The organism is Neptunomonas qingdaonensis (genome assembly GCF_900113275.1).
Lineage (GTDB): Bacteria > Pseudomonadota > Gammaproteobacteria > Pseudomonadales > Balneatricaceae > Neptunomonas > Neptunomonas qingdaonensis.
Genome location: NZ_FOOU01000007.1, coordinates 77,000 through 99,690 on the forward strand (window position 1 = coordinate 77,000; position 22,691 = coordinate 99,690).

Sequence of the window (22,691 nt, forward strand, 5' to 3'; positions counted from 1 at the left end):
TCATTAGCTGTTAGAGCCAAGGAGGTTTTGTGCCAAAATCAATAGAGTTTTTCAGTGCCCTCGCATACATTGAGCATGGCCCTGAGAAAAACACAGTTCTAGAAACTTTATCTAAGGAAGTTGATGATTTTCACTTATTTACTCAAGTATTTGAGCCCGGCGTAGTATATGCATCTATCAATTGGAAAGGCGTGCTTGGTCATACTGCCTCAGTTGCAGCAATAGGATCGCTTGTATGGAGTATATACATTGATAAAGTTGAGCCTTTAGTAGGTACAGATCAATCACCAAAACCTGCATTATTAATAATGATGAAAGATGCTGAAGGAAATTGGGAAAATATCAGCCTAGGCGGCGACTATACAGATAAAGAAATATTTATTGGCGAGCTTACTGAGAAAGTTGAAAGGCTAAGAAAATCAGAAAAAATTGATGAAACAATACTAGAGACTTATGAAACATCCAAGAATTGGATAAAAGTTAAGTAAGCTCTAAAAAGTTTATTAACTAACGCCACTTCGTGTCTGAGCAGCCTAAAGAGTGGCTTCGCCACAAGCTGCCCGCTATAAAAGAATTAGGCCTCTTCAATAATCAGTATTGGCATATATTTAGGGATGATTTATGAACGTAAATGTTAAAGAAATTAATGGCGTATGGGATAAAGGTTTTTCACTAGATAAACATAAGATTAGCAGTACTTATGCGGGAGAAAACGAATATGGACACCCAACATTTAATACGTTACGTACTGATATTGGTGAGGCTTTGTATCAATTGAAATATAAAGCCGATTTTTCTCAATGTGATGTGATTGCAGCTAATCTCAATAATCTTATAGTTCCACTTTTACCTTTTGTTTCATTCATATTCGCAATGCCTCCTTCAAAAGTCAGGCCTAAGCAGCCTGTCATTGAAATTGGACATGCTTTATCTAAACTTACAGATAAACCATGCATTAACGACATCCTTATAAAGTCTAAAACAACTCCTCAAATGAAAGATATAGAGAATAGAGAAGATAGGGTAAATACTTTGCTAGATGCTTTTGTGGTTAATACTAATGTTGTGAAAAATAGGCTACCGAAAGAAAAATATAATATATTCATTATTGATGATCTTTTTGATACAGGTACATCTTTAGAGGCCGTAACTAAAAAACTAAGAGAATGTGGTAAAATCGATCAAGTATTGGTTGCTACTGTTACTAGGACTATTTAATGGGTAAAGTTTTTATATCTGGTTCGATGAGAATCAAAAATTTAGATGATAATGTAAAGTTCCGCTTAACTCATATTATTGAATCTGGTTATGAGGTTATCGTTGGCGATGCTGATGGCGTAGATGCATCTATTCAAAATTTCTTCCTTCAACATACCTACTCAAAGGTAACTGTATATTGTACGGGCGGTCAACCAAGAAACAACGTTGGTAGGTGGCCAGTAAAAAACATTCAAAGTACCGCAACCAAAGGTACTAGGGCTTATTTTACAGCTAAAGACTTAGCTATGGCCGAAGATTGTGATTTCGGTTTAATGATCTGGGATACCAAAAGTACAGGGACACTTAGTAATACTATTGAGTTACTTAGCTCCGAGAAAAAATCTAGAGTATACGTTAATAAAGAAAAGCTATTCGTTCGGGTTGCTGAAATTAATGATCTAGAGAATCTGGTTACTCATATGAGTGCTTTTGCGTTTAAAAAAGCTGACGAGAAAATAAAGTTAACGAACAAAATCGAATCTATAAAAAATAAAACCGGTTCACTGTTCTAATATCGGCCTGATCTATGTATGAAATCCACCACCCTACTAATGTAAAGTAGTTCTTTTTAAAACAGGAGTTTTTCATGAAGGTGGAACGTGACAGTTCACAGTTGTTAATAATATAGCTGCAGAATTCTAGGGGTAGGTCTTACCTTTTTTAGCTTGATAAATAGGGATTTCGGGGCCAGTTTACTTAAGGTATTAAGTAAATTGGCCCCGGAGTTCCCAGAAAAAGAAGTTTGGCAAAGGCTTAATGCATAACAAGGCAAATCACAATCGCCCATAAAAAGTGTGGGCTGGACTACCAGGAAAAACGGGGTCAGATCACAGTTTTTGCTAATATAACGGCAAAATCCTAGGTAAATAAATCGGGTCAGAATTGAATTAAGTAAACTGTCCCCGGAATTCCCGACCGCGAAAAAATGGGTCAAGAAAAAATCGAATTCCGGGGGGCAGTTCATTAATTTCTTAAGGTAGGTTGGACTATGTAAATTATCCCCGGAGTTCGGAGTTCCGCCAAAGCATATTTTACGTAAAGGAAAACCTGGGCCTAAAAGTAGGCTGGGTTTAGTAAACTCTCCCTGTAATAAGTGGTTGGCGATGTTAGGAATCACTGAAGTTGACACCAAGGATAAAAGTGGATACTTTAACCAACATAATTTATTTCTCGTACCATGATGGTGCGTTCGGGCGTCAAGGAGGACGGTATACTGTCATAATGGGGGCAGCCGTGACTCTTAAAGATCACCTCACATTTTCAATTCTTACTGTCTTTCTCTTCAGCTTATTGAGCCTACTCTTTGCTCTATGCTTGAGCTGGGAAGATAAATCAAACGTATCATACTTTTTGTTTGCCTCCTTTATGCTCGCAGTACTTGGCTCTGTATTATGCACAAAAAAGAGCATTTCTATCGCAGAGGTTTCATCATTACTGAATTCTGTACGTGGAAAATAACTACTTTTGACTAGCGCAGAAAAAATGGGGTCATATAACAGTTATTGCTAATATAACTGCATTATTCCGCTGAACATCGGACCCACAAGGAGGTGGGGTGATGGCACGTGAGCGCTGCGATGGCTGCTAAGCACGCTTAACTTAGCGCCATTCTACTCTGACCCATTTATGTGACCCCATTTATGTTAATCTTGTAAGGTTAACGCAATGGCTATATTTCAGTGGAAACTTTGTTAACGTTAGCCGCATTTATTAGCATCTATATTATCAGGTGAACATATGAGCACAGTGACTTTACAAGGCAATCCTTTTAATACCGTTGGCAGTTTACCCGCTGTCGGGGACAAGGCTGCGGATTTTAATTTAGTTAAAACTGATTTATCCGAAGTTACCTTGAGCGATTATAAGGGCACACGTTTGATATTGAATATTTTCCCTTCAGTGGATACCGGCACTTGTGCAGCATCGGTTAGAAAATTTAATCAGCAAGCGAGTAAGCTAAACAATACTAAAGTATTGTGTGTTTCTGCTGATTTACCTTTCGCCGCCGCTCGTTTTTGCGGGGCCGAAGGCATTGAAAATGTTGAGACGGGCTCCAGTTTTCGTGCAACTTTTGGTACTGACTATGGTGTGAGTTTTGTTGATGGACCCTTAAAGGGGTTATTGTCACGGGCTATCGTTGTCATTGATGATAATGGAACCGTACTTTATACCCAACAGGTAGCTGAAACGGCTGATGAGCCAGACTACGATGGGGCTGTTGCAGTTTTATAAAAATGGGGTCAGATCACAGTTGTTGCTAATATAACTGCATTGTTCTGCTGAACTCAGTCCCACAAGGGGTTGGTTGATGGCACGTGAGCGATGCGATGGCTGCAAAATGGTGTGCAGAGTTTAGGGGAAATAGTGATAACTAATAGATCTTTAATGTAGGAGGTTTATGATCATGAATAAGGGAATGAATACCTGTAAGGGTATGAAGGCTACGTCTTTTTCATTACCTGTTAGACATCATGAGCACCTATACTGAAGGACTACCGCAATGAACAACCACGAGCCAAAGGTTCAGAGTGTCAGGCCAGACCGTGAAGTCATGACGCAACAGCGTTTGCCCTACTTTATTGGCATTTCTGGACAGACAGTCAATGCCACGGGACTTTCCATGCATCTGGTGGTTATCCCACCAGGCGCTCGGGCAGAGCCTCATATTCACGTCGGTTACGAAACCGGTATCTATGTCCTGGAAGGTACCGTATGCACACGTTGGGGACCGGCACTGGAGCATGAAGTGATTAGCCAGGCAGGCGACTTCCTCTTTATCCCGCCGGGTATGCCTCACGAAGCAATCAATCTCAGTGAAACCGAACCTGCGCGGGCCGTCGTCGCTCGTAATGACCCCGCCGAACAGGACAAAGTTCTGCCGTTCTCTTCGGGTCGGTAAAAAAAAGGGATCAGATCACAGTTGCAAGCCCAGTTGCAGGCTGTTGACGATAAAACTGGCACAGCAACCGATACACCTCAGGCATCTTTTCTTTGATACTTTCTGGCGCCTCGAAAAAAGTCTCACTGCACACTGCAAAGAATTCTGCCGGACTGGTCAGCGCATAGTCATCGAGTGGCAACGGGCGGTGGTGTTTCCAATCTTTCTGCAATCGCTGCCACGCTGCGGTAAAAATATCGTGCCATTCACCCGCGCGCATATCGGGGTGCATGGGCGGTGCTCCGTTGGCACCATCACGTAACATATCAAGCTTGTGCGCCAACTCGTGAATCACCACATTACTGGCTTTACCGTGACGCACGTGTGCGCCGCTCTCACGAACTGATTGCCACGATAAAATCACCGGCCCCCGAAGCCATGCTTCTCCACTCAAGCCGGGCCCTTTGGCATGAACGACACCATCGTCACTGTGATAGGGGCGATTGGGAACAAAATCACCCTCGTAAATAATGATAGTGGACCAGTGGTCGTACCAGTCTAAGCCAAGATGAAGAATGGGAACGCAGGCCATGGTGGCGAGCTTCAGACACATGGTATCGGTAAATTGAAAACCACCGCCGGAAGTGAAGTTTTTGCGAACCAGGAAGCGACACGTCATGTCGTGGAGAGCTTCGCGCTCAGCACCCTGATAGCGATGCATCACCGGCCAGTCCGCTATAGCGGCCTCCCACTGCGCAGCACTAAGGCCCATTTTTTTTACGCGACGATTTTCCAACCAGTTACGAAAGCGCTTAAACATTTTTAGTCCGCAGCATAGTTAATGTCACTTGAAACACCTCAGATACTTAAGCAGTAATGTGGAGATACCGATATAGAGAAAAACGGCTGATTTTACAGTGCTGTAGCGCTGCATGTATAACTACTTTACAGAATCCTGGATGACAGGTCTGCATTTTACAGCTTGGGTCACGTTGAATAATTCTGTAACCTATTTATAAGAGCACACTCAGCTATTCGCACTAAAAGGAAAGGAGTTATGACAAACTTGATGAGAAGGTTACCCTGGGTTGTGCTGATCCTTGGAACGATAACGCTAGGCTTGGCTCCTTTTACCCCTCAGCCACATCTGTTTGAAAAAATACAAATGCTTATCAATGGGGAGCTATCCCGCGGCATAGATATTTTTGATCTTTTACTGCATGGTTTGTTTCCATTACTGTTGATCGTAAAAGCGGCGCTATCTTTTAAGCATTTCAACACTAAGTGATGAAGATCTTTTTTGTAAACGTAAATAACCTCTTGATAAGAGTTTATCGAACATGACGCGACCTTTTTTACCGCCTTGGTGGGCAAAAAATCCACATGTGCAGACGATTTTACCTGTGCTTACAAAGGTCGACCTCCCAGTGCTATCGCGTCAACGCCTGGAGTTAAGCGATGGCGATTTTATTGATCTTGATTGGTTAGGCGATCCCTGTAACGCCAGCAGCATTGTTGTTATTTTGCATGGGCTGGAAGGTAGCTCTGATTCCCATTATGTGCGCCGCTTACTGCGGGATTGTCATCGGCTAGGCTTATGCGCTGTTGTGCATCATCATCGTGGTTGTTCTGGCGAAACCAACCGTTTGGCTCGCAGTTATCATAGTGGGGATACCCAGGATATTAGTCATACCTTAGCGTATCTCCAACAGCATTTTCCTCAAGCAAAGCTGCATGCTGTCGGTTATAGCTTAGGCGGTAATGTGTTGGCCAAATATCTTGGAGAGTTGCAAGGTAATAGCGCCATAGACCGCGCCGTTATTGTTTCGGCTCCTCTGCAATTATCAGCCTGCGCCAAACGGCTGGAAAAGGGGTTTTCGACTGTTTACCAATGGCATCTGATTAAGCAGCTTAGGCAGAAGGTCATCGATAAATTGAATAAAAAAACTTTTATCAATCAAACCAGTGCCAATCAAACCAGTGTCAATCAAGCAGCCATCACTTTGAAGCAAGTTGGTAAGCTGAAAACCTTTTATCAATTTGATCATCAGGTCACTGCACCTTTGCATGGTTTTGAGGGTGTTGATGATTATTACGCTAAATCGAGTGGGCTTGGCTACTTAAGCAAGATTAATCGGCCCACGTTACTGATACATGCCGCTGATGATCCGTTTATGACTGCCGATGTTATTCCCGCAATTAGCCAGCTCGGCACAGATGTGACGTATGAACTGCATCCACATGGTGGGCATGTCGGCTTTATTGATGGCGGCACTCCACTCAAACCACGCTTCTATCTTGAGCAACGAATTCTCCATTTTCTGACGATGAATAACGAAGGCATTGAGTCGAGTGAATCCTCACTCAAACCAAAAAAGACTCCTTTATCCATGTAAATTTATGGTATGAGTGACAAGATTGCATTCTTCAACAATAAGGGACAGGCCCTATTACACAAAGGGGTAGCAGGCGGATATACTCAGCTACTCGACAGCACGGCGCAAGATTCACGACCCGCGCAACTAACCCATAGAGGGAAAATCGGTTTTTAATTATGGATATCGTCTTACTTACCACGATTATTACCTCGTTGTTCCTGGTTATTGCGGCGGCCGAGCCACTGGCCGCCTGGCTGCGGCTACCCTACACCGCGATGCTCGCTGCGCTCGGCATTCTGATCGGTTTAGGGGCTACGTTTTTTCTCAACACCGAACTGACCGATGCCTTAAATCCGGTAGCGAAGGCGATTCTCGATTTGCCAATACGGGCAGACGTGTTTCTCTACGTGTTTCTGCCGACGCTGTTGTTTCAGGCCACACTCGGAATGAATCTGCGGCGAATGCTCGACGACTGGGTGCCGATATTGGTGCTGGCAGTATTGGCGGTGGTTGTGGCAACGTTTACGGTGGGGTTTGCGCTCGTCTGGACGAGTGCTCTGCCGTTGACCGCATGTCTGTTGATAGGCGCTATCGTATCGACCACTGATCCCTCGGCCGTGGTGAGTATTTTCCGTTCGATTGCTGCGCCGCGGCGCCTGGTGCGGATCATCGAAGGGGAAAGCCTGCTCAACGATGCGGCAGCGATTGCGCTGTTCGGCGTGTTTTTAGGCTATGTCATGCTCAACGTGCCCGATCCCACAGTCAGCGGTGCCCTGGCACATTTCCCGGTGCTGATTATTGGCGGAGCGCTCACCGGATGGGTTGCGGCACGCATCGCGCTATGGATCATGGCGCTGTTTGCAAGCTACGACCGCGCATTGGTTTCGGTGTCGGTTGCGCTGCCCTATCTTGCCTACATCGGTGCCGAGCAAACCGTGGGGGCATCCGGAGTCATCGCCGTCGTTGCAGCAGGCCTGACGCTCTCGCTTGCCGGTCCCAGCCGTTTGCCTCCGGTGTCGTGGGCAAATCTGCGGGAAACATGGGATCTGCTGGCGCACTGGGCCGGGGCTCTGATCTTCATCCTGGCCGCGTTGCTGATTCCTCGGCTGCTTGAATCGGTGGAAATCGGCGACATCGGGCTGATTCTGGTCGTTGTCGCTGCTGCGATCACGGCGCGTTCCGCCATCCTGTTTGGACTTATGCCTCTGCTGTCGCTGTTACGGATCTCGCCTGTGGTGGATGTGCCTTATCGCGCGGCGATTCTTTGGGGTGGCCTACGCGGCGCGGTGACGTTGGCGCTGGCGCTTGCCGTCACCGAAAATGCTGCGGTACCCGTCGAGATCAAACGTCTGGTTGGCGTTCTCGCCACGGGTTTCACGCTGTTTACGCTGATCGTCCAGGGGCCCTCCCTTCGTTGGGTGATCAGCCGTCTCGGACTCGACCGTCTCTCGCCTATCGATCAGGCATTATCCAATCAGGTTATCGCGGTGGCATTACAGAAGGTGCGCGATGACATGCGCGATACTGCCAGCAAGTTCGAGTTGCCACATGATCTGCAGCGCTCGGAAGCAAAACTTTTCGCCGAGCGCCTCGACGAGGCGGTGGGCAAGGCCGAGGAAAACGCCGGCGTGCTTGAGCGTGATCGCATCACACTCGGTTTGATCGCTCTGGCGGTTGCCGAGCGCAACGCCATCATCGACCGAATCCGCGAACGTACGTTTTCGGTTCGCTTGGCCGAGCGCGCGGTTGCTGATGCGAGCCGCCTGATCGAAGGTGCGCGCTCTGGCGGGCGTGTCGGCTATCAGCGCACGGCTCGCAGAAACCTCAGGTACGGGCGGTATTTTCGTGCCGCGCTGTTCGCTTACAATCACCTGCACTGGTCGGCCCCGCTGGCGCGGATGAGTTCAGAGCGCTTCGGCGTGCTGCTTTCGCAGCGTTTGATACTGCGCGATCTGGAGGGCTTTATCGATGCCCGTATCCGGCGCCTGCACGGTCGGCGGGTGGCGGATCTGTTACGCGGGATACTGCGCAGTCGTCAGGAGATGGTCGAGACGGCACTCGATGGTATGCGACTGCAGTTCCCCGGCTACGCTGAAGAAATCAGTCGTCGCTTCATTCGCCGAACGGCTCTGCGTCTGGAAGAGCGCGAGTACGGCTCCTTGCGTGCCGACGGTCTGATTGGCACCGAAGTGTATACGGCGCTGATGCAGGACATCAGCACGCGACGCAGCATAGCTGAACAGCGTCCAAATCTCGATCTGGTTGTGCAGCGCACTGAACTTGTACAACAGTTTCCGCTATTCGCCGACCTCGACAAGGTCGCACTGAAGCGTTTGAGCGGCAGTCTGAAGATGCGCTACGTTAGTGCGGGAACGACGGTCGTAGATAAAGACAGCGTGGAAAAAAGTGTGTATTTCATCGCCTCCGGTGCTGTCGAAGTCGAAGCTTCGGGGCGAACCTGGCGCCTGGGTCGGGGCGAAATGTTTAGTCAGATGGTGGTGTCGCCGCACCGGCCCAAACGTATCAAGGTCCGGACGATCGTGCCCTCGACTCTGCTAGTGCTTTCCGAACGGCCGTTCCGCCGTCTTCTCAAACGCAGTTCAATGATTCGTACGGCGGTGTACGATAGCGCCTTGCGCTGCGGCATCGACCCCGGGACCGTCTTGGCGGAAGAGCATCTGGTCGATGCGGCAAAAGTGAGCAGTTCTTCATCGCCGGATGCGACTGGGACGGGTCAGCGTGGGTCATAACACTTCACATGGGGTCATATATGACCCCATGGACTAACAAATTAATAATTAAAAAAAATATCTAATATGCAATCAGATCCCAAAAAACTGGTAGAAAAAAACAGAAACCTTACCCACTCCGAATTAATGAAGGTAGTCTCACATGTTCAGCGAGAGCAGGGCGATTGGATTTTGCATTCCTTAATGGTAGAGGGTTGTGATGTACCGTTTAAATTTAAGCGCAAAGGTAATTATCAAAGCTTAAAAGGTGCCAGAGTGAATATGACGTATTACTCAGAACAGGAAACTGTCGCGGGCATGAATTTTGAAGTGATGAAAGTAGTACGAATAAAAAGAGGGTGATCCGGGTCTTACATCTGCCCCCACTTTTTATTTAACAATGAGTAATCTTCTGTTTGAGACGTATAAACTGTTTGCTGAGTTTATCGTCATCTGCACAAACACTTAATAAGTCGTCAATAAAGTGATGAAGTGCGCGATGTTCAATTTGCTTTATTTGCGCTTGTTGTTTTTCATTAAGCATGTGATACATCGTTGCTGCACCAAAGTCGCCAACAATGAGGTTGGCTTCATCATCAAACAGGGCGTTATGTGCGTATAAGTCGCCATGGCATACCTGGTTTACATGTAAATGTATAAACACCTCTTCCATTTGAGTAACGATTTTATCAATCTGTTCAATTGATAAAGAAAAACCAAGTGGGAAGGTGTCACGTGTACAGCTTTGAAAGCAGGGTGGTAAGCCTAAATTCTTATAGTGAGGTGGTATCAAGCTCATGATTAACGCTAAATATCCATCTTCCTTCACTTGAGCCACAGACTTAACCAGGTTTGGATGGTTGCCTACTTTTAGGCACGCTTGTAATTCATCTTTTGGATAGCCGTCGCTGGTTACTTCGCCTTTAAATTCTTTCACGGCAATATCATCAGGAAAGAGAACTTGATGATGATTCCACTGTGCTTTTGAAATAACACCAGACGCGCCTTGTCCAAGTACATCTTGTAATGTGAAACTCGTTGATGGCATTTCTGGAACTGACTGAATGTTGACATCGGACTGGCTAAATGGATTGCCAGAAAACGCAAACCAGGCAAGTTTGGGTAAGCTTAGTAATTGATCAGGACACTCAACCAACTGGTTAGCTGAAATACGCACTAATTCAAGGTTTGTCGATTGAGCTAAGGTTTGAGGTAGGTGGGTTAAGCGATTACCCGCTAATGCTAATTTTTGTAGTCTGGGCCGCTCGCCCAACGAGTCAGGCAGCGCGCTTATCTGGTTATCAGTTAAAATGAGCCAACGTAATTTTGCTGGTAATGAGTTTTCAGGGACATGATTAATTTTATTTGATTTAAAACCAACCATTTCTAAGTTGCGGCATTGGCCAAGTGCTTCCGGTACTGTCTCAAAATGGTTGTTAGAGGCAAAAAATATTTTAAGATTTTGCAGCTGTATGACTTCTTTTGGCAGCGATGTTAATTGGTTGTTGGACAGATCAAGAATTTCTAAGCTATCAGCCAGGGATAAAATTTCCAAAGGAAATGATGTTAAATTTTCTGATAATGTTAAGTGCCGAATACCAGAGAGTTCGCCAGATTTAAGTTGAGAAAGCGTATGCAAAATGATGAGTTCCTACTTAATTTGATACAAAACTCCGCTAGTTTACTAGAAACGCCATGTGAAGGCCTTACAAAGAAGGGCGGGCCATATGACCCTTTGTTCTGCATTGGGTAAGATTATGAAAATGGGCAGCCATTTGTAATTACTGCATTTGATGTTGCGGGAAGCTTGCAAACTGGACACCTAACACCATTTGAGCCCATAGCTTTCTGGAAGCCGCGACTTGCGCACAGTCATTGTGGTAACCCCCTTGGGCGCACCACATTTCAAGTTGCAGCATCTCGGGGCTGTTATCATGATTAACCGCAGCAACCGCGAGTAAAGTTGAGCCGTTGGTTGCCAGCGTTTCAAAATAATACTTATCTGTTTGCCACATCATGCCATTAAAAATATTACGATAAATCGCCTTACGGTTCACAGTCACACCAAACTGAGATAGTGGTGTTAAGTAACTCCAATAGGGGTCTGGAAAAACTTGCGAGTAGCTATCCAACTGGGTCAATATATTTTCAAACTCGATAGAATAATATTGCGCTTCGTTGAAGTTCTGAACACGCCAGATATTAAATACCATTTCCATGCGTGGATCGCCCAGCGCGACAGTCGTAAAATTATCAGCTTTACTAATATCAGCTCCCATTGGCACAACGATTGTCGCCCCTGAGCCCAGGTCCTGATAAATATCATAGTTAAAAGCATAAGGGTTAAAGCCATTAAATAAAGAGGCAAGCTGGTTGAGGCCTAATTTATCATCCGCTGTTTCAGCGAGTTGCTGAAAAGAACGGCTTCGTAATTTGGTTAAACGAATATCTCCCACCAACTGCGTTTTTCCAACATTGGCATCTAAATCAGCAGCGAACAGCTCAGTAATGCCTGGTGCATTAGGTAGCTGGTTATCTGTTGATTGATCAAGGTGCTGTAACTCACTTGCCGGTATTCCCCAGCTTATTCCAATAGCGCCACTCTCCAGCCCTCCATCTACAATACCTACCACTTGTCCTTTGTTATTCACAATAGGACCGCCCGATAATCCAGGCACTAAATTACCTTCCAGGTTTAATATTTTCAGGGTAGTACTTGGATATTCACCTATCTTTTGCAGGACTTTGGAAGGCAGAATAGAGCGCAACTGATCTCCTCCAAATCGCACTTTAACTTCCGTGCTGCTATATCCCGCAATATTAAGCGGAAAACCTACCGCATCAAGAGACTGCTTAACTTTTAAGGGAGATGAATCTGCATCTAGTACCGGCCGTTCTAGTGGATTCTGGAGGCGTAGCAGTACCAGATCAGATTTTTTTAAGACTCGATCAACCACTGCCGGAGACGATGCAACAATCTGCCCGTTAGCATTCACATAGTTCGCTGTGATTGTTCGTTGACCATCTATTACATGTAACGACGTCACCACAAACTGAGTTTCTTTCCATATAAAGCCAGTAGCAGATGAGGTGCCCGCTTCTATCTTAACAACCGATTGACTGACTCGCTCCAATACCTCATGTGCCGGCTGCGCAAAAACTTCCGCTGAGCACAGTGATATAAAGAAACAAACTAAGCCACAAAAATAACGGGCTATGCGGGGGTGCATATGCCTGCCACTGTGGATCGGATAATAGCCATTTTGGTATCCTCATCAGTTACATGCTGATTAATAGCCACGGCCATGGCAGAAAGTTCAGTCAACTCCATAGAACGATAGAAGCTCATCAAAGCACTAAAATTTTCAAAACGATCAACAGCAATCTTTTCACATAACTTTGAGTCAGTGGCGAACAGCACTGTTTTCTCTAATGATGCTGTTGGTGACGAACCTGGGCTCTTATCTTGTGTGCTTTTATTATTAAATTTCTTAAGAACTAACAAGTCTCTCGCTTCTTTTGGGCTGAAGCCAATTTGAGTCAGCTCGCTAAATTGGACTTGAAGGGTGGGTTCTGTAGGTGAAAGTACATTATGCGTTCTCATATAAATACCAACAAAAATACCCAGCACGCAAGCCAGTCCAAAAGACCCGGTACGTAAACCAGCCAATTTAAGTTGAGCGCCTGTTAAAACCTGAGAACCTGAATCATCATCTGTGGCTGGGGTTTTTAAACCTATTAACGATGCCAGCAATGCAGTGATTGAACCGACAACCAAACCAACAACAGGTGAGCTGGACAAGCCCAGTAGAATACCTATCAGTGATCCTATGCCAACACTTGAGAAAATTTGCGATGCTATCATTGAAACGACCATCGAAACGACCTCCCTTCGTGTGTTACTGATTTAATTCTGCTCCTTGTTTGTTTTTTGTACAAGCGTTCGAAAAAAGACATGCTGCAAATAGTTAGGAAAATTTAACGCTGAGTTTGTACTCAGGCGCATGGGAGCGATCTTGTAAAGCAGGGCTGAACTGCATGTGCCTTGGTTGTATTACAATCATTTATTTAAGTTTTTCATAATAGCGATTCAAGCCATAATCTATTGTTGATAATGTTACATTTGCTAAGCTGTCAGGCTGATAAAATCTATACTTCTTGGGAGTAAGGAAATGAATAAACCTGGTAATTGTCGATCGTTTTAGTAAGTCGTCAGGGGTGACTGTTCTCTTTAGTTCAATATGTGTTCTGTCAGATGATAACGGATATATATGAAAGGCATGGTCAGAAGAGAAAGGGCTCATGCCATAATACAAACAGCTTTTTTCCTGACACTTATTAATAAACACATCGGATGCACGAGTATTAATTTTTGCTCCTTCAAAAACGGGTTGCAGGCCTTGTGATAAATCTCTGCTCAAGTCAGCTATTTCATAAGATTTGTAGCAAGATAATAGATTTGAGTTGGTTAAAAATTCCCATACTTTCTCAACTGAATAGGGTAATTCGCTGCTGCCATAAGAGAATTTCTCTTCATTTAGTTGTTCGGCTCTTATTAAAAATTCATAGCCGATAAAAAAGGATACCAAACCACCAATAAACGCACCGAATACGAAAATAAAAAGGTCTGTCATAGCATTCAATCTCCTTCTGATTTTATTAGAATAAAGAAAGAAAATATTCTGTGCAATAAACAATCGGTAGAGTCTTGGCGGGTTGTGGATTTTATTCTAGGATAAACGGAGGTGATATCGCGTGGGAGTTATTGTATCCATTATTTAGTAGGGGTATTAGCATATGTTTGCAATTGACAGTATAAATTCAGCAGAAGAGATTCTTGCTTCTATATATAAAGAACGAATGACGAATAATAAAACTACAGAAAAGGGGAGTGTTTTTAGGGGGCCGGTGGGCTTGTTTTTAATTCGAGAGGACGGAGCGAACGGCTCAAAATTAGCGAGGGAGGTAATGAGTAGTTTTGAATATTGGAACTCCAGAACGGCACATTACTTTGATGGCATATTCTTGGGTTGGGGATATGATGCAGGGCCTGCTTATATGGAAGATAGTTACATTGCCTGCATATCTGATTTAGAAGCCCGGTTAAATTGGCGGGAGAACGGCGGGTCTCATTTAATTATTGTTGATTATGTATTTGATATAAATAAAGGCACTGGGACGTTTGATTTTTCTCAAGCGATACCACTGAATATTACAACCCTATTACTGAAAAATGAATGGACTCAATTAAGTGAGTTGATTGTGAGTGGCTTATTGGCGCCAATCAAGGCGGGGCAAGCGGGTGATACATGGGAGATATCTGACTACATTGCGGCTCTCAAGCTAAGAGATATTTTTTGGAAAGCGCTGGTGAAGAAAGTAGGATTGCTACTTGGTGGGGTTGATGTTGTTAAAGATTATGCCGTTCGAGATTTACGTAAATAAATTGTCATACAAGGCAAATCACGCGGGGATTCAAAATACAAGACCTAACCCTATGTGCAATTTAGTTGTTATTTAAATAGTTGAGAGCAACTTGGTTTTTCCCCTGCAATAGGCGGGTTGTTTATACCCCACCCTACCTGTCCAGCTAGTTTATCAGTAAACCACTGATTTTCATATATAAAATAGAATTATTGTGATTATTTGTTGTGAGTGGTGGGGATGTTTTGACCCGCTTAGATAAATAAACGATGAGGTGATATGGGATGTTTCCATTTATTTCAACTCATTAGGTTATGCGGGCTATTGGCACGGAACTTGTAACGATCGTTGTAAGTAATAAAGCGAACCATTTGAGCCAGTGAGGCTTATCGCTGAGGTATCTGATGCTTCTTGCGTTTAAAAAGCGGCTGCAGTTGACCGCCTGAGGGCGCAACTGATCCAGTGAATTCCGCTAACAGTAAGGGGATTACCTGCCAATACTCATAAGGCGTAATAACGATGAAAAACCGCAATGAATTTGATCAGCGCATTGGAAGATTTCCCGTTCCCACTGCGGATATAATCCCGAGACTCTTCGACGATCTGCAACCGACAGCCCCTGACCTGGACTTAAAAGCGAAGCTCTTTAAGCGCTGTTCCATTAAGCCTCTGCAGGGCTGCTATCGTTTAACGTTTTTCCCAAAGTCAGGGCTTCGCCCGACACTCTTTGCTACAACCTACAAAGGAACAATGCGTTTCGAAGAAAAGGGCAGCGAGATTATTGTTAGTGCCGATCTGTACAAGTTCAAAACTATCTTTCCCCTCAAATACTATCGGATTTCCCAAAAGTATAAGCAGCGATGGGGACATCTTACTATCGGTGAGGAAGCTCAGAGTATCGGCTTTGGGTTCCGGCAACCCGAAGCCCCGACGGTTGGCCCCGCTAAACTACCACCGGTTAAGACTATCCCCATCTACCCACGCAATAGGTACTACTCTTATCTTCAAGGTGTGTCTGCTCAACTCTCTTCTATAGGGTTCGTTGGAAGGCCTTGCAATTTTTCGTTGACCTTCGACGAGTTTTTCTATGTTCATCCCGCTTCCGGTTTCGATGGTTCCTTCCCCGCTGTAGCCGATCGCACAATCCGGATGCAGTTGAAAGAAACTGATAAGGCTGATTACTTTGAGGGCAAACTTTACAGCGGGGACAGCGAACTAGGTAGTATCAGACTGGAGTGGGTCTCGCCATTTTTTCGGCGAGCCGAACTTAAAATACAACGACTGGAGGGTGCGGTTATCCCTCAACCCGTGACAGCTTCTTCCGGTACTGGTACCGAAGATTTCTCCAGTATTTTCGCTACTGCAGGTTGGCATTTGAGTGTCACTCGCGATGACACAGCTGTAGCATTGCCCGCTAGTCTGGCGGGTGTCCAAGATCCTGATACCTGTTGGAATCCAAATTTTGACAATATGCATGACCTGATGGATTCTTTGCCTGGCTATGATCCTGGCATTCTGGATTCACGCTGGAAGGCTTATCTTGTTGCTATCCCGGCAGCTCTGGGATGCAGTCGTGGTTGGATGTTTGACAGTATTAATAGCGGTGGTGACGTCAACAGTATTGGCCGTGAAGGTGCCGTTACGCATAGCCATGACGGCTATCCGTCCGGAGATGGTGTTGAGTACGGTATTGCCGAAAACGAGTTGCAAAAAGATCATCCCCGTGCTTTTTTGCGTAGTGCGGCCCATGAAGTTGGCCACACTTTTAATCAAATTCATCAAAGCTTTGAGAGTGGTTCAGATAATTCCATTATGACCGTTACCCCTGCTGTCGCTAGCGTACTGGATGGCGCCGGTGAGACGTTTCCTGATGACATCGATCTAGCGTTTAACGCAACAGTTCAACGCCACCTCATACATCTGCCAGACCCGGCAGTCCGCCCAGGCGCCATGCAATTCTTCGGGAATTCAATTTCTGTTCCCGAATCCGACGTTAACTTCTTTGACACTGACGATCTTGAGCTTGTGATTAAGCTAAAAACGAGAGTTAAACTAGGCGAGCCGGTCAATGCAAGTTGGACTTTGACCAACAGATCTGATGCCAGCATCCCAACTCCAGATCAGATTGATACTTATGGCCATGCTGCTCATATAAGTGTGACAAACCCTGCAGGCGCTATTCGTTATATGAAATCGGTAGTAACCGCTGCATGTTCAAGTCACCCGGTGTCAGCGCTAAAAGCGGGAGCGTCACGTAAGGCTGAAGCGACCTTATTCTGGAGCCAGAATGGATTTGCTTTTGATTCACCAGGGCGCCATCGCGTCGAAGTCATCTTGTTATGGGACGTTGATGGGTTGATTCTGGGCGCTCGTGGAGGCATCGATGTTTGGGTGGATTATCCAATAACCACAGATGACAATGCCGTCGCAGCGCTATTGCTAAATGAAGAAGTGGGTAAGTTGGTCGCAATGGGCGTTGGCGTTGGCAGACGCAATCGATATCCGATAGGTCTTCAACGCGCAGCCGAGGTCCTCGAAAAGCACCCTGAACACCCCGCGTGTGATGTGCTCGGCAAGCTATTAAAGGGTTCCTATAAAAAGGGCAAAGCTAAGCGCAATAAATAGGAAATCTCACCGGCGTGTAGGACATTTCTACATTCTAAATCGAAAAGGGCAGCACTTTTCTCACCATGAGTGGCATTGGCTTGAATAGCGAGTGTTGCACGCTGTGCTACCAGTTTGGCTGAAAATGAATGTACTCTAAAATAAATCTGTTCTGACCCCATTCAAAACTTGAGTGATGATAAAACATGGAAATAGCATTCCCCGAAAGTGATAGGAAAGAGCTTCAATCTGCAAAGAACCTGTTGGAAAACCCCGGAGTCGCAGCAAAGGTCACCAATTTTATTGGTACACCAATAGAAAAAGGTCTTGGTTTACTGCCTGATAATTGGAAAGCAAGCATTGGTGACGTCACTAAAACGGCATTAATGAAAGCTTCAGACGCTGCAATTTTTACCATGAAAGACCTTCCCGGAGAATCATCATCAAATATATGGCACAAATTAGGCGTTGCTGCGTCGGGCGGGGTGGGTGGTTTTTTTGGGATAGCCGCTATCGCTGTAGAACTGCCTATTTCGACCACCATCATGCTTAGGTCAATTGCGGACATTGCCAGGAGTGAAGGGGAGTCAATCTCGGAAATAGAGGCTAAGCTTGCCTGCCTTGAAGTTTTTGCACTTGGCGGACCTAGTGAATCTGATGATGGAACCGAGAGTGGATACTATGCAGTTAGAGCTGTTTTAGCTAAGTCGATAGCAGATGCAGCAGAATTTTTGACAGCTAAAACCATTACTGAGGAGGGCGCTCCTTTTTTAATTAGATTTATTGCCAAGGTTGCAGAGAGATTTAGCGTACAAATAACTCAAAAGGCAGCTGCTCAGGCCTTGCCTGCCATTGGTGCTGCAGGAGGCGCCATCATTAATACAGTATTCATGGATCATTTTCAGGATATGGCTAAAGGACATTTTGTTGTACGGCGTTTGGAACGTAAGCATGGTAAAGACCTAGTGCAGAAAGTCTATCAAGAATTGCCCAAGCTTGGCTGACAAATCAAAACACTCGCTAGACCTTACCCTATGTGAACTTCCATGTGCACTTTTTTAGGTTTTGATGTGACTTTAGATTACCGTTCGCTTTTGCGCACATAATTCAAAATTGAAACGGGCACCACTTTTCTTACCGGAAAACCTTCAATTTCTTTGCGGTCAATTATATGGTTTAAACGGCTTTCAATGGCGCATAGGTTTTTAAAATCGCCCATCGCAACAAACGAGATGGCTTCACCTGTGGCACCCGCACGACCCGTTCGGCCAATGCGGTGGATATATTCTTCTGGTTTAAAGGGTAGGTCGTAATTAACAACGCGACTCAGCTCACCAATATCTAAACCGCGGGCGGCAACCCCTGTGGCGACTAAGTATTTTAGTTTGCCAGACTTAAAGTCGGCCAAAATCTTTTCCCGCATGGCTTGGCTTTTATCACCATGAATGGCCTCGGCTTGAATACCGCGTTTTGCAAGCTGCGCGACCAGTTTGGCGGCACCGTGTTTTTTCTCGATAAAAATCAGCGCCTGATCCCACTGTTGCTCGTTAATTAAATGACTCAACAATGCGGACTTTGTGTCTTTATCTACCGTGATTAACCACTGGTTTATAGTGGCTGCCGCTGTGGTTTTGGGTGAAGTCGATATCTCAGCGGCTGGACTGCTCGTTTTGCTATCAGAAAATTCAAAGGCGAGGGCGCGAACGTCGTCGCTCATGGTTGCCGAAAACAATAGGTTCTGACGGGCTTTGGGTAAGCGGTCAATGATCTTATAGATATCATCAACAAAACCCATATCTACCATTCTGTCCGCTTCATCTAATACCAGTATTTCAAGCTCATCAAAATGCAGTGCCCGCTGATGAGCTAAATCAAGCAACCTGCCCGGTGTCGCCACTAAAATATCAACGCCTTCGATTAAGCGCTGCTTTTGGGCCTCAGAATCAACACCGCCATAAACCGCCAGGGAGCTAAGGTTGAGATGTTTACTGTAGGCAGCAACACTCGCAGCAACCTGAACCGCTAATTCACGTGTCGGGGTCAGGATAAGCGCGCGTATGCGTTTACCACGCAATGTACGCTCTTTGTTAAAGATCTCTAAAATCGGTAGAACGAACGCGGCGGTTTTGCCTGTTCCGGTTTGAGCGGTGGCAATCAGGTCTTTACCAGAAAGAATGATGGGAATGGCTTGGTTCTGGATAGGAGTAAAGGCTATATAACCCAAGTCTTCAATCGCTTGTAGAATAGGATTACACAATCCAAGGTTTGAAAATGGCATAGAGGCTCAGATAGGTCGTGATAAGGAGAATAGGGCGAAGTATAGCAGTAAGGGTTTGGGTTGCGGTACGTTGAATAATGTCAAATTGTGGAAGGGCGATAATCTAGTGCGTCGGGGGTCCAGGGGCAGGTCTTGCATATTGTAGCTTTACATGCGGTCGTGTGATTTTTAATCGATGGTTCAGAAAAGAGCTCACATATTATGATGAGAAATGCAAAGATAGAGATGTGTCGGTGATTACTTGGGTGGGATCAGCGGTGTAAGTTATTCGGCGCACAGTCGATCAATTAGAATGGCTGCAAGATGCAAGGCCTGACCTTTTGTTCTTCTTGATAGACCAGGTTTAATGTATATAAGTAAGGAGTTCAGACACATGAGCAACAATAGCTTTAATACTAAACGCACCATAGAAGTTAACCAGTCAACTTTTTCAATATACGATATTAGCCGCTTGCCAAACCAGGATGCTGTGCAAAAGCTTCCCTATAGCATGAAGATTTTACTCGAAAACTTGTTACGAAATGAGGATGGTCATCATACTCACAAACAAGATATTGAAGCCTTATGTGCCTGGGATGCTAAAACGCCGTCCCAGCAACAAGTTGCATTTACACCAGCACGAGTGGTGTTACAAGATTTCACCGGTGTACCTGCAATCGTCGATTTAGCAGCAATGCGCGATGCTATGATTAAACTCGATGGCGATCCAGACCAAATCAATCCATTAGTTCCTGTGGATCTGGTAATAGACCACTCGGTGATGGTCGACTTCTATGGCTCAACAGACGCCTTGAGCAAGAACACCGCTATTGAGTTTGAACGCAACAAAGAGCGTTATCAGTTTTTACGTTGGGGGCAAAAAGCATTCTCTAATTTTCGTGTAGTGCCACCGGGTACGGGTATCGTGCATCAGGTTAACCTTGAATATCTCGCGCATGTTGTTATGCAAAAAACAAAAGAGGACGAAACGTTTTTGCTACCAGACACCTTAGTCGGTACTGACTCACATACCACCATGATTAATGGTCTTGGCGTGCTTGGCTGGGGCGTTGGTGGCATTGAAGCTGAAGCTGCCATGTTAGGACAACCCGTCAGCATGTTGCTGCCCGAGGTCATAGGTTTTGAACTCAAAGGATCTCTGAATGAAGGCGCAACAGCAACCGACCTCGTATTAACGGTAACCAAAACCTTACGCGAGAAAGGCGTCGTCGGTAAATTTGTTGAGTTTTATGGTGATGGTCTTGCCAATCTGCCCGTAGCTGATCGCGCTACCATCGCCAATATGGCACCTGAATATGGTGCTACTTGCGGCATATTCCCGATTGACGATGAAACACTTACCTACATGCGCTTAAGTGGTCGCGAAGAAGACCAGATTCGAATTGTTGAAGCCTACGCCAAAGCGCAAGGCCTGTGGCGCGAAGAGGGTGCTACACCCGCAAACTACTCTGATAGCTTACAACTTGATTTAGCAGAGGTTGTGCCTAGCATTGCGGGTCCTAAGCGCCCTCAAGACAAAATAGCGCTCACTGATGCGAAACGGGCCTTCCTTGAGCATATGCAATTACAAGGCGTTGAGCTTGATAACGACACACTCAGTCGATTTGCCAATGAAGGAGGTTCAACCGCCATTGGCAATCAACCTGTGTTAGGTGCAGTAGAAATAGAAATTGATGGCAACACTCACTACCTTCAACATGGTGACGTGGTAATTGCAGCGATAACCTCTTGTACAAACACGTCTAACCCGGCTGTGATGATCGCTGCGGGGTTAGTAGCACAAAAAGCAAGAGCTCGCGGGTTAACCACCAAGCCATGGGTTAAAACGTCGCTCGCACCGGGCTCTCAGGTTGTTCCTGCTTATCTAGAGAAAGCGGGCGTATTAGATGATCTTCAGGCACTGCGCTTCGATGTAGTGGGTTTTGGTTGCACCACCTGTATTGGCAACTCAGGCCCTCTCCCGAAGGTGGTTAGTGATGCAATCCATAAAGGTAAACTCACGGTCAGTTCGGTGCTGTCCGGTAACCGAAATTTTGAAGGCAGAATTCATCAGGATACGCGTGCCAACTACCTGGCATCACCACCGTTAGTGGTTGCTTATGCCATAGCAGGTACTATGACAAAAGATTTAACCAAGGAACCTCTGGGTCATGATCATGAGGGCAAGCCAGTATTCTTAAAAGATATTTGGCCCACCGCTCAGGAAGTCAGCAATTTGATAGCCAGTTCGGTGTCTGCTGAAATGTTTAAGTCGCGCTATCAAGACGTATTCGAAGGCACTGAACAATGGCGGGAACTGCCTGTGCCTGAAGGTAAAACGTATAGCTGGCCTGAATCGTCTTACGTTAAAAACCCTCCGTTTTTTGAGAGTATTACTCGTAATGTGCCTGAGTTGCCGACGATAAAAAGCGCCCGTTGTATTGTTAAAGTAGGTGACTCTATTACCACCGACCATATTTCACCGGCAGGTGCTATTCAAGCCGACAGTCCTGTGGGCCATTATTTGCAGGGCCAGGGTATTGCAGTTAAAGACTTCAATAGCTTGGGTTCACGGCGCGGTAATCATGAAGTGATGATGCGCGGTACCTTCGCTAATACACGTCTGCGTAATCAGTTAGCGCCAGAAACTGAAGGTGGTTTTACCTGTTACTTCCCAAATGACGAAGTGACCAGTATTTACGATGCCGCAATGCGCTATCAAAAAAACAAAACACCACTGGTGGTGTTGGCGGGCAAAGAATATGGTACAGGTTCAAGCCGGGACTGGGCTGCCAAAGGCACAAAATTACTCGGTATCGAAGCAGTCATTGCGCAAAGTTACGAGCGAATCCACCGTTCCAATTTAGTCGGTTTTGGCGTGCTCCCACTAGAGTATTTGCCGGGCGACAGTGCTGAATCTTTAGGCTTAGAGGGCATTGAGATTTTTAGTTTCAGTAGCTTAGATGGTAAGCCTGAATACATTAAAGCCCAAGCAAAGAAAACAGACGGTAAGATCGTTAATTTTGAGCTTAAAGTAAGAATAGATACTGAAAGTGAGTGGGGCTATTACCAGCACGGTGGTATTTTGCACTATGTATTACGGACTCTTGCAACCGAAAGTTAAAGCAGTAACGTTAAACTAACTATAAGGCCAGATCGTC

19 protein-coding genes are annotated in these 22,691 nt (G+C 45.5%); 13 read left to right on the plus strand and 6 right to left on the minus strand.

What is annotated here, in order from left to right:
- Positions 1-29: 29 nt before the first annotated feature.
- From BM099_RS11620 to BM099_RS11640, 5 genes are all read left to right on the plus strand, one after another.
- Positions 30-488, plus strand: a complete 459-nt coding sequence (locus tag BM099_RS11620; protein ID WP_090728289.1) for a hypothetical protein — start codon at positions 30-32, stop codon at positions 486-488.
- 133 nt (positions 489-621) lie between these two features.
- Positions 622-1,218, plus strand: a complete 597-nt coding sequence (locus BM099_RS11625) for a ComF family protein (protein ID WP_090728290.1) — start codon at positions 622-624, stop codon at positions 1,216-1,218.
- Positions 1,218-1,772 carry a hypothetical protein gene (locus tag BM099_RS11630; RefSeq protein WP_090728291.1) on the plus strand — a complete coding sequence of 185 codons (555 nt, stop codon included), beginning with the start codon at positions 1,218-1,220 and terminating at the stop codon, positions 1,770-1,772. The genes BM099_RS11625 and BM099_RS11630 overlap by 1 nt, the downstream gene beginning before the upstream one ends.
- A gap of 1,225 nt (positions 1,773-2,997) precedes the next feature.
- Positions 2,998-3,492 carry a thiol peroxidase gene (gene tpx, locus BM099_RS11635; protein ID WP_090728292.1) on the plus strand — a complete coding sequence of 165 codons (495 nt, stop codon included), beginning with the start codon at positions 2,998-3,000 and terminating at the stop codon, positions 3,490-3,492.
- Positions 3,493-3,760: 268 nt separating this feature from the next.
- The gene (locus tag BM099_RS11640) at positions 3,761-4,159 is read left to right on the plus strand and encodes a cupin domain-containing protein (RefSeq protein WP_090728293.1); all 399 of its coding nucleotides are present in this window, start codon (positions 3,761-3,763) and stop codon (positions 4,157-4,159) included.
- Positions 4,160-4,169: 10 nt separating this feature from the next.
- On the opposite strand, the gene BM099_RS11645 is transcribed toward BM099_RS11640, so the two are convergent.
- Entirely contained in the window at positions 4,170-4,958 is a 789-nt protein-coding gene (locus BM099_RS11645; RefSeq protein WP_090728294.1) for a M90 family metallopeptidase, read from the minus strand.
- A gap of 237 nt (positions 4,959-5,195) precedes the next feature.
- Here BM099_RS11645 and BM099_RS11650 point away from each other — a divergent pair, with 237 nt between their 5' ends.
- The 4 genes from BM099_RS11650 (at position 5,196) to BM099_RS11665 (ending at position 9,608) form a co-directional block, all read left to right on the plus strand.
- Positions 5,196-5,426: a hypothetical protein gene (locus BM099_RS11650; protein WP_090728295.1), complete on the plus strand. Its 231-nt coding sequence runs from the start codon at positions 5,196-5,198 to the stop codon at positions 5,424-5,426.
- Positions 5,427-5,478: 52 nt separating this feature from the next.
- The gene (locus BM099_RS11655; RefSeq protein ID WP_090728296.1) at positions 5,479-6,534 is read left to right on the plus strand and encodes a hydrolase; all 1,056 of its coding nucleotides are present in this window, start codon (positions 5,479-5,481) and stop codon (positions 6,532-6,534) included.
- Between the two features lie 158 nt (positions 6,535-6,692).
- On the plus strand, positions 6,693-9,266 hold the full coding sequence (locus BM099_RS11660; protein ID WP_090728297.1) for a cation:proton antiporter: 2,574 nt from the start codon (positions 6,693-6,695) through the stop codon (positions 9,264-9,266).
- 66 nt (positions 9,267-9,332) lie between these two features.
- Entirely contained in the window at positions 9,333-9,608 is a 276-nt protein-coding gene (locus BM099_RS11665; RefSeq protein WP_090728298.1) for a hypothetical protein, read from the plus strand.
- A 31-nt stretch (positions 9,609-9,639) separates the two neighbouring features.
- Here BM099_RS11665 and BM099_RS11670 read toward each other — a convergent pair whose 3' ends face one another.
- The 4 genes from BM099_RS11670 to BM099_RS11685 all read right to left on the minus strand — a co-directional run bounded on the left by BM099_RS11670 (position 9,640) and on the right by BM099_RS11685 (position 13,879).
- The gene (locus BM099_RS11670) at positions 9,640-10,884 is read right to left on the minus strand and encodes a leucine-rich repeat-containing protein kinase family protein (RefSeq protein ID WP_090728299.1); all 1,245 of its coding nucleotides are present in this window, start codon (positions 10,882-10,884) and stop codon (positions 9,640-9,642) included.
- Between the two features lie 142 nt (positions 10,885-11,026).
- Positions 11,027-12,475, minus strand: a complete 1,449-nt coding sequence (locus tag BM099_RS11675) for a S1 family peptidase (protein ID WP_090728300.1) — start codon at positions 12,473-12,475, stop codon at positions 11,027-11,029.
- Positions 12,460-13,110, minus strand: a complete 651-nt coding sequence (locus BM099_RS11680; RefSeq protein WP_177201159.1) for a hypothetical protein — start codon at positions 13,108-13,110, stop codon at positions 12,460-12,462. Before BM099_RS11680 ends, BM099_RS11675 begins: the two co-directional genes overlap by 16 nt.
- Positions 13,111-13,309: 199 nt before the next feature.
- Entirely contained in the window at positions 13,310-13,879 is a 570-nt protein-coding gene (locus BM099_RS11685; RefSeq protein ID WP_090728302.1) for a hypothetical protein, read from the minus strand.
- Between the two features lie 163 nt (positions 13,880-14,042).
- On the opposite strand from BM099_RS11685, the gene BM099_RS11690 reads away from it, so the two are divergent.
- The 3 genes from BM099_RS11690 to BM099_RS11700 all read left to right on the plus strand — a co-directional run bounded on the left by BM099_RS11690 (position 14,043) and on the right by BM099_RS11700 (position 18,277).
- A complete protein-coding gene (locus tag BM099_RS11690) occupies positions 14,043-14,690 on the plus strand; it encodes a hypothetical protein (RefSeq protein WP_090728303.1) in 648 nt (215 codons plus the stop codon).
- A gap of 498 nt (positions 14,691-15,188) precedes the next feature.
- On the plus strand, positions 15,189-17,294 hold the full coding sequence (locus tag BM099_RS11695; protein ID WP_090728304.1) for a hypothetical protein: 2,106 nt from the start codon (positions 15,189-15,191) through the stop codon (positions 17,292-17,294).
- Positions 17,295-17,479: 185 nt separating this feature from the next.
- On the plus strand, positions 17,480-18,277 hold the full coding sequence (locus tag BM099_RS11700; RefSeq protein ID WP_090728305.1) for an EcsC family protein: 798 nt from the start codon (positions 17,480-17,482) through the stop codon (positions 18,275-18,277).
- A 77-nt stretch (positions 18,278-18,354) separates the two neighbouring features.
- On the opposite strand, the gene BM099_RS11705 is transcribed toward BM099_RS11700, so the two are convergent.
- On the minus strand, positions 18,355-19,551 hold the full coding sequence (locus BM099_RS11705; protein ID WP_090728306.1) for a DEAD/DEAH box helicase: 1,197 nt from the start codon (positions 19,549-19,551) through the stop codon (positions 18,355-18,357).
- Between the two features lie 373 nt (positions 19,552-19,924).
- On the opposite strand from BM099_RS11705, the gene acnA reads away from it, so the two are divergent.
- Entirely contained in the window at positions 19,925-22,654 is a 2,730-nt protein-coding gene (gene acnA / locus BM099_RS11710) for an aconitate hydratase AcnA (RefSeq protein ID WP_090728307.1), read from the plus strand.
- Positions 22,655-22,691 lie beyond the last annotated feature (37 nt).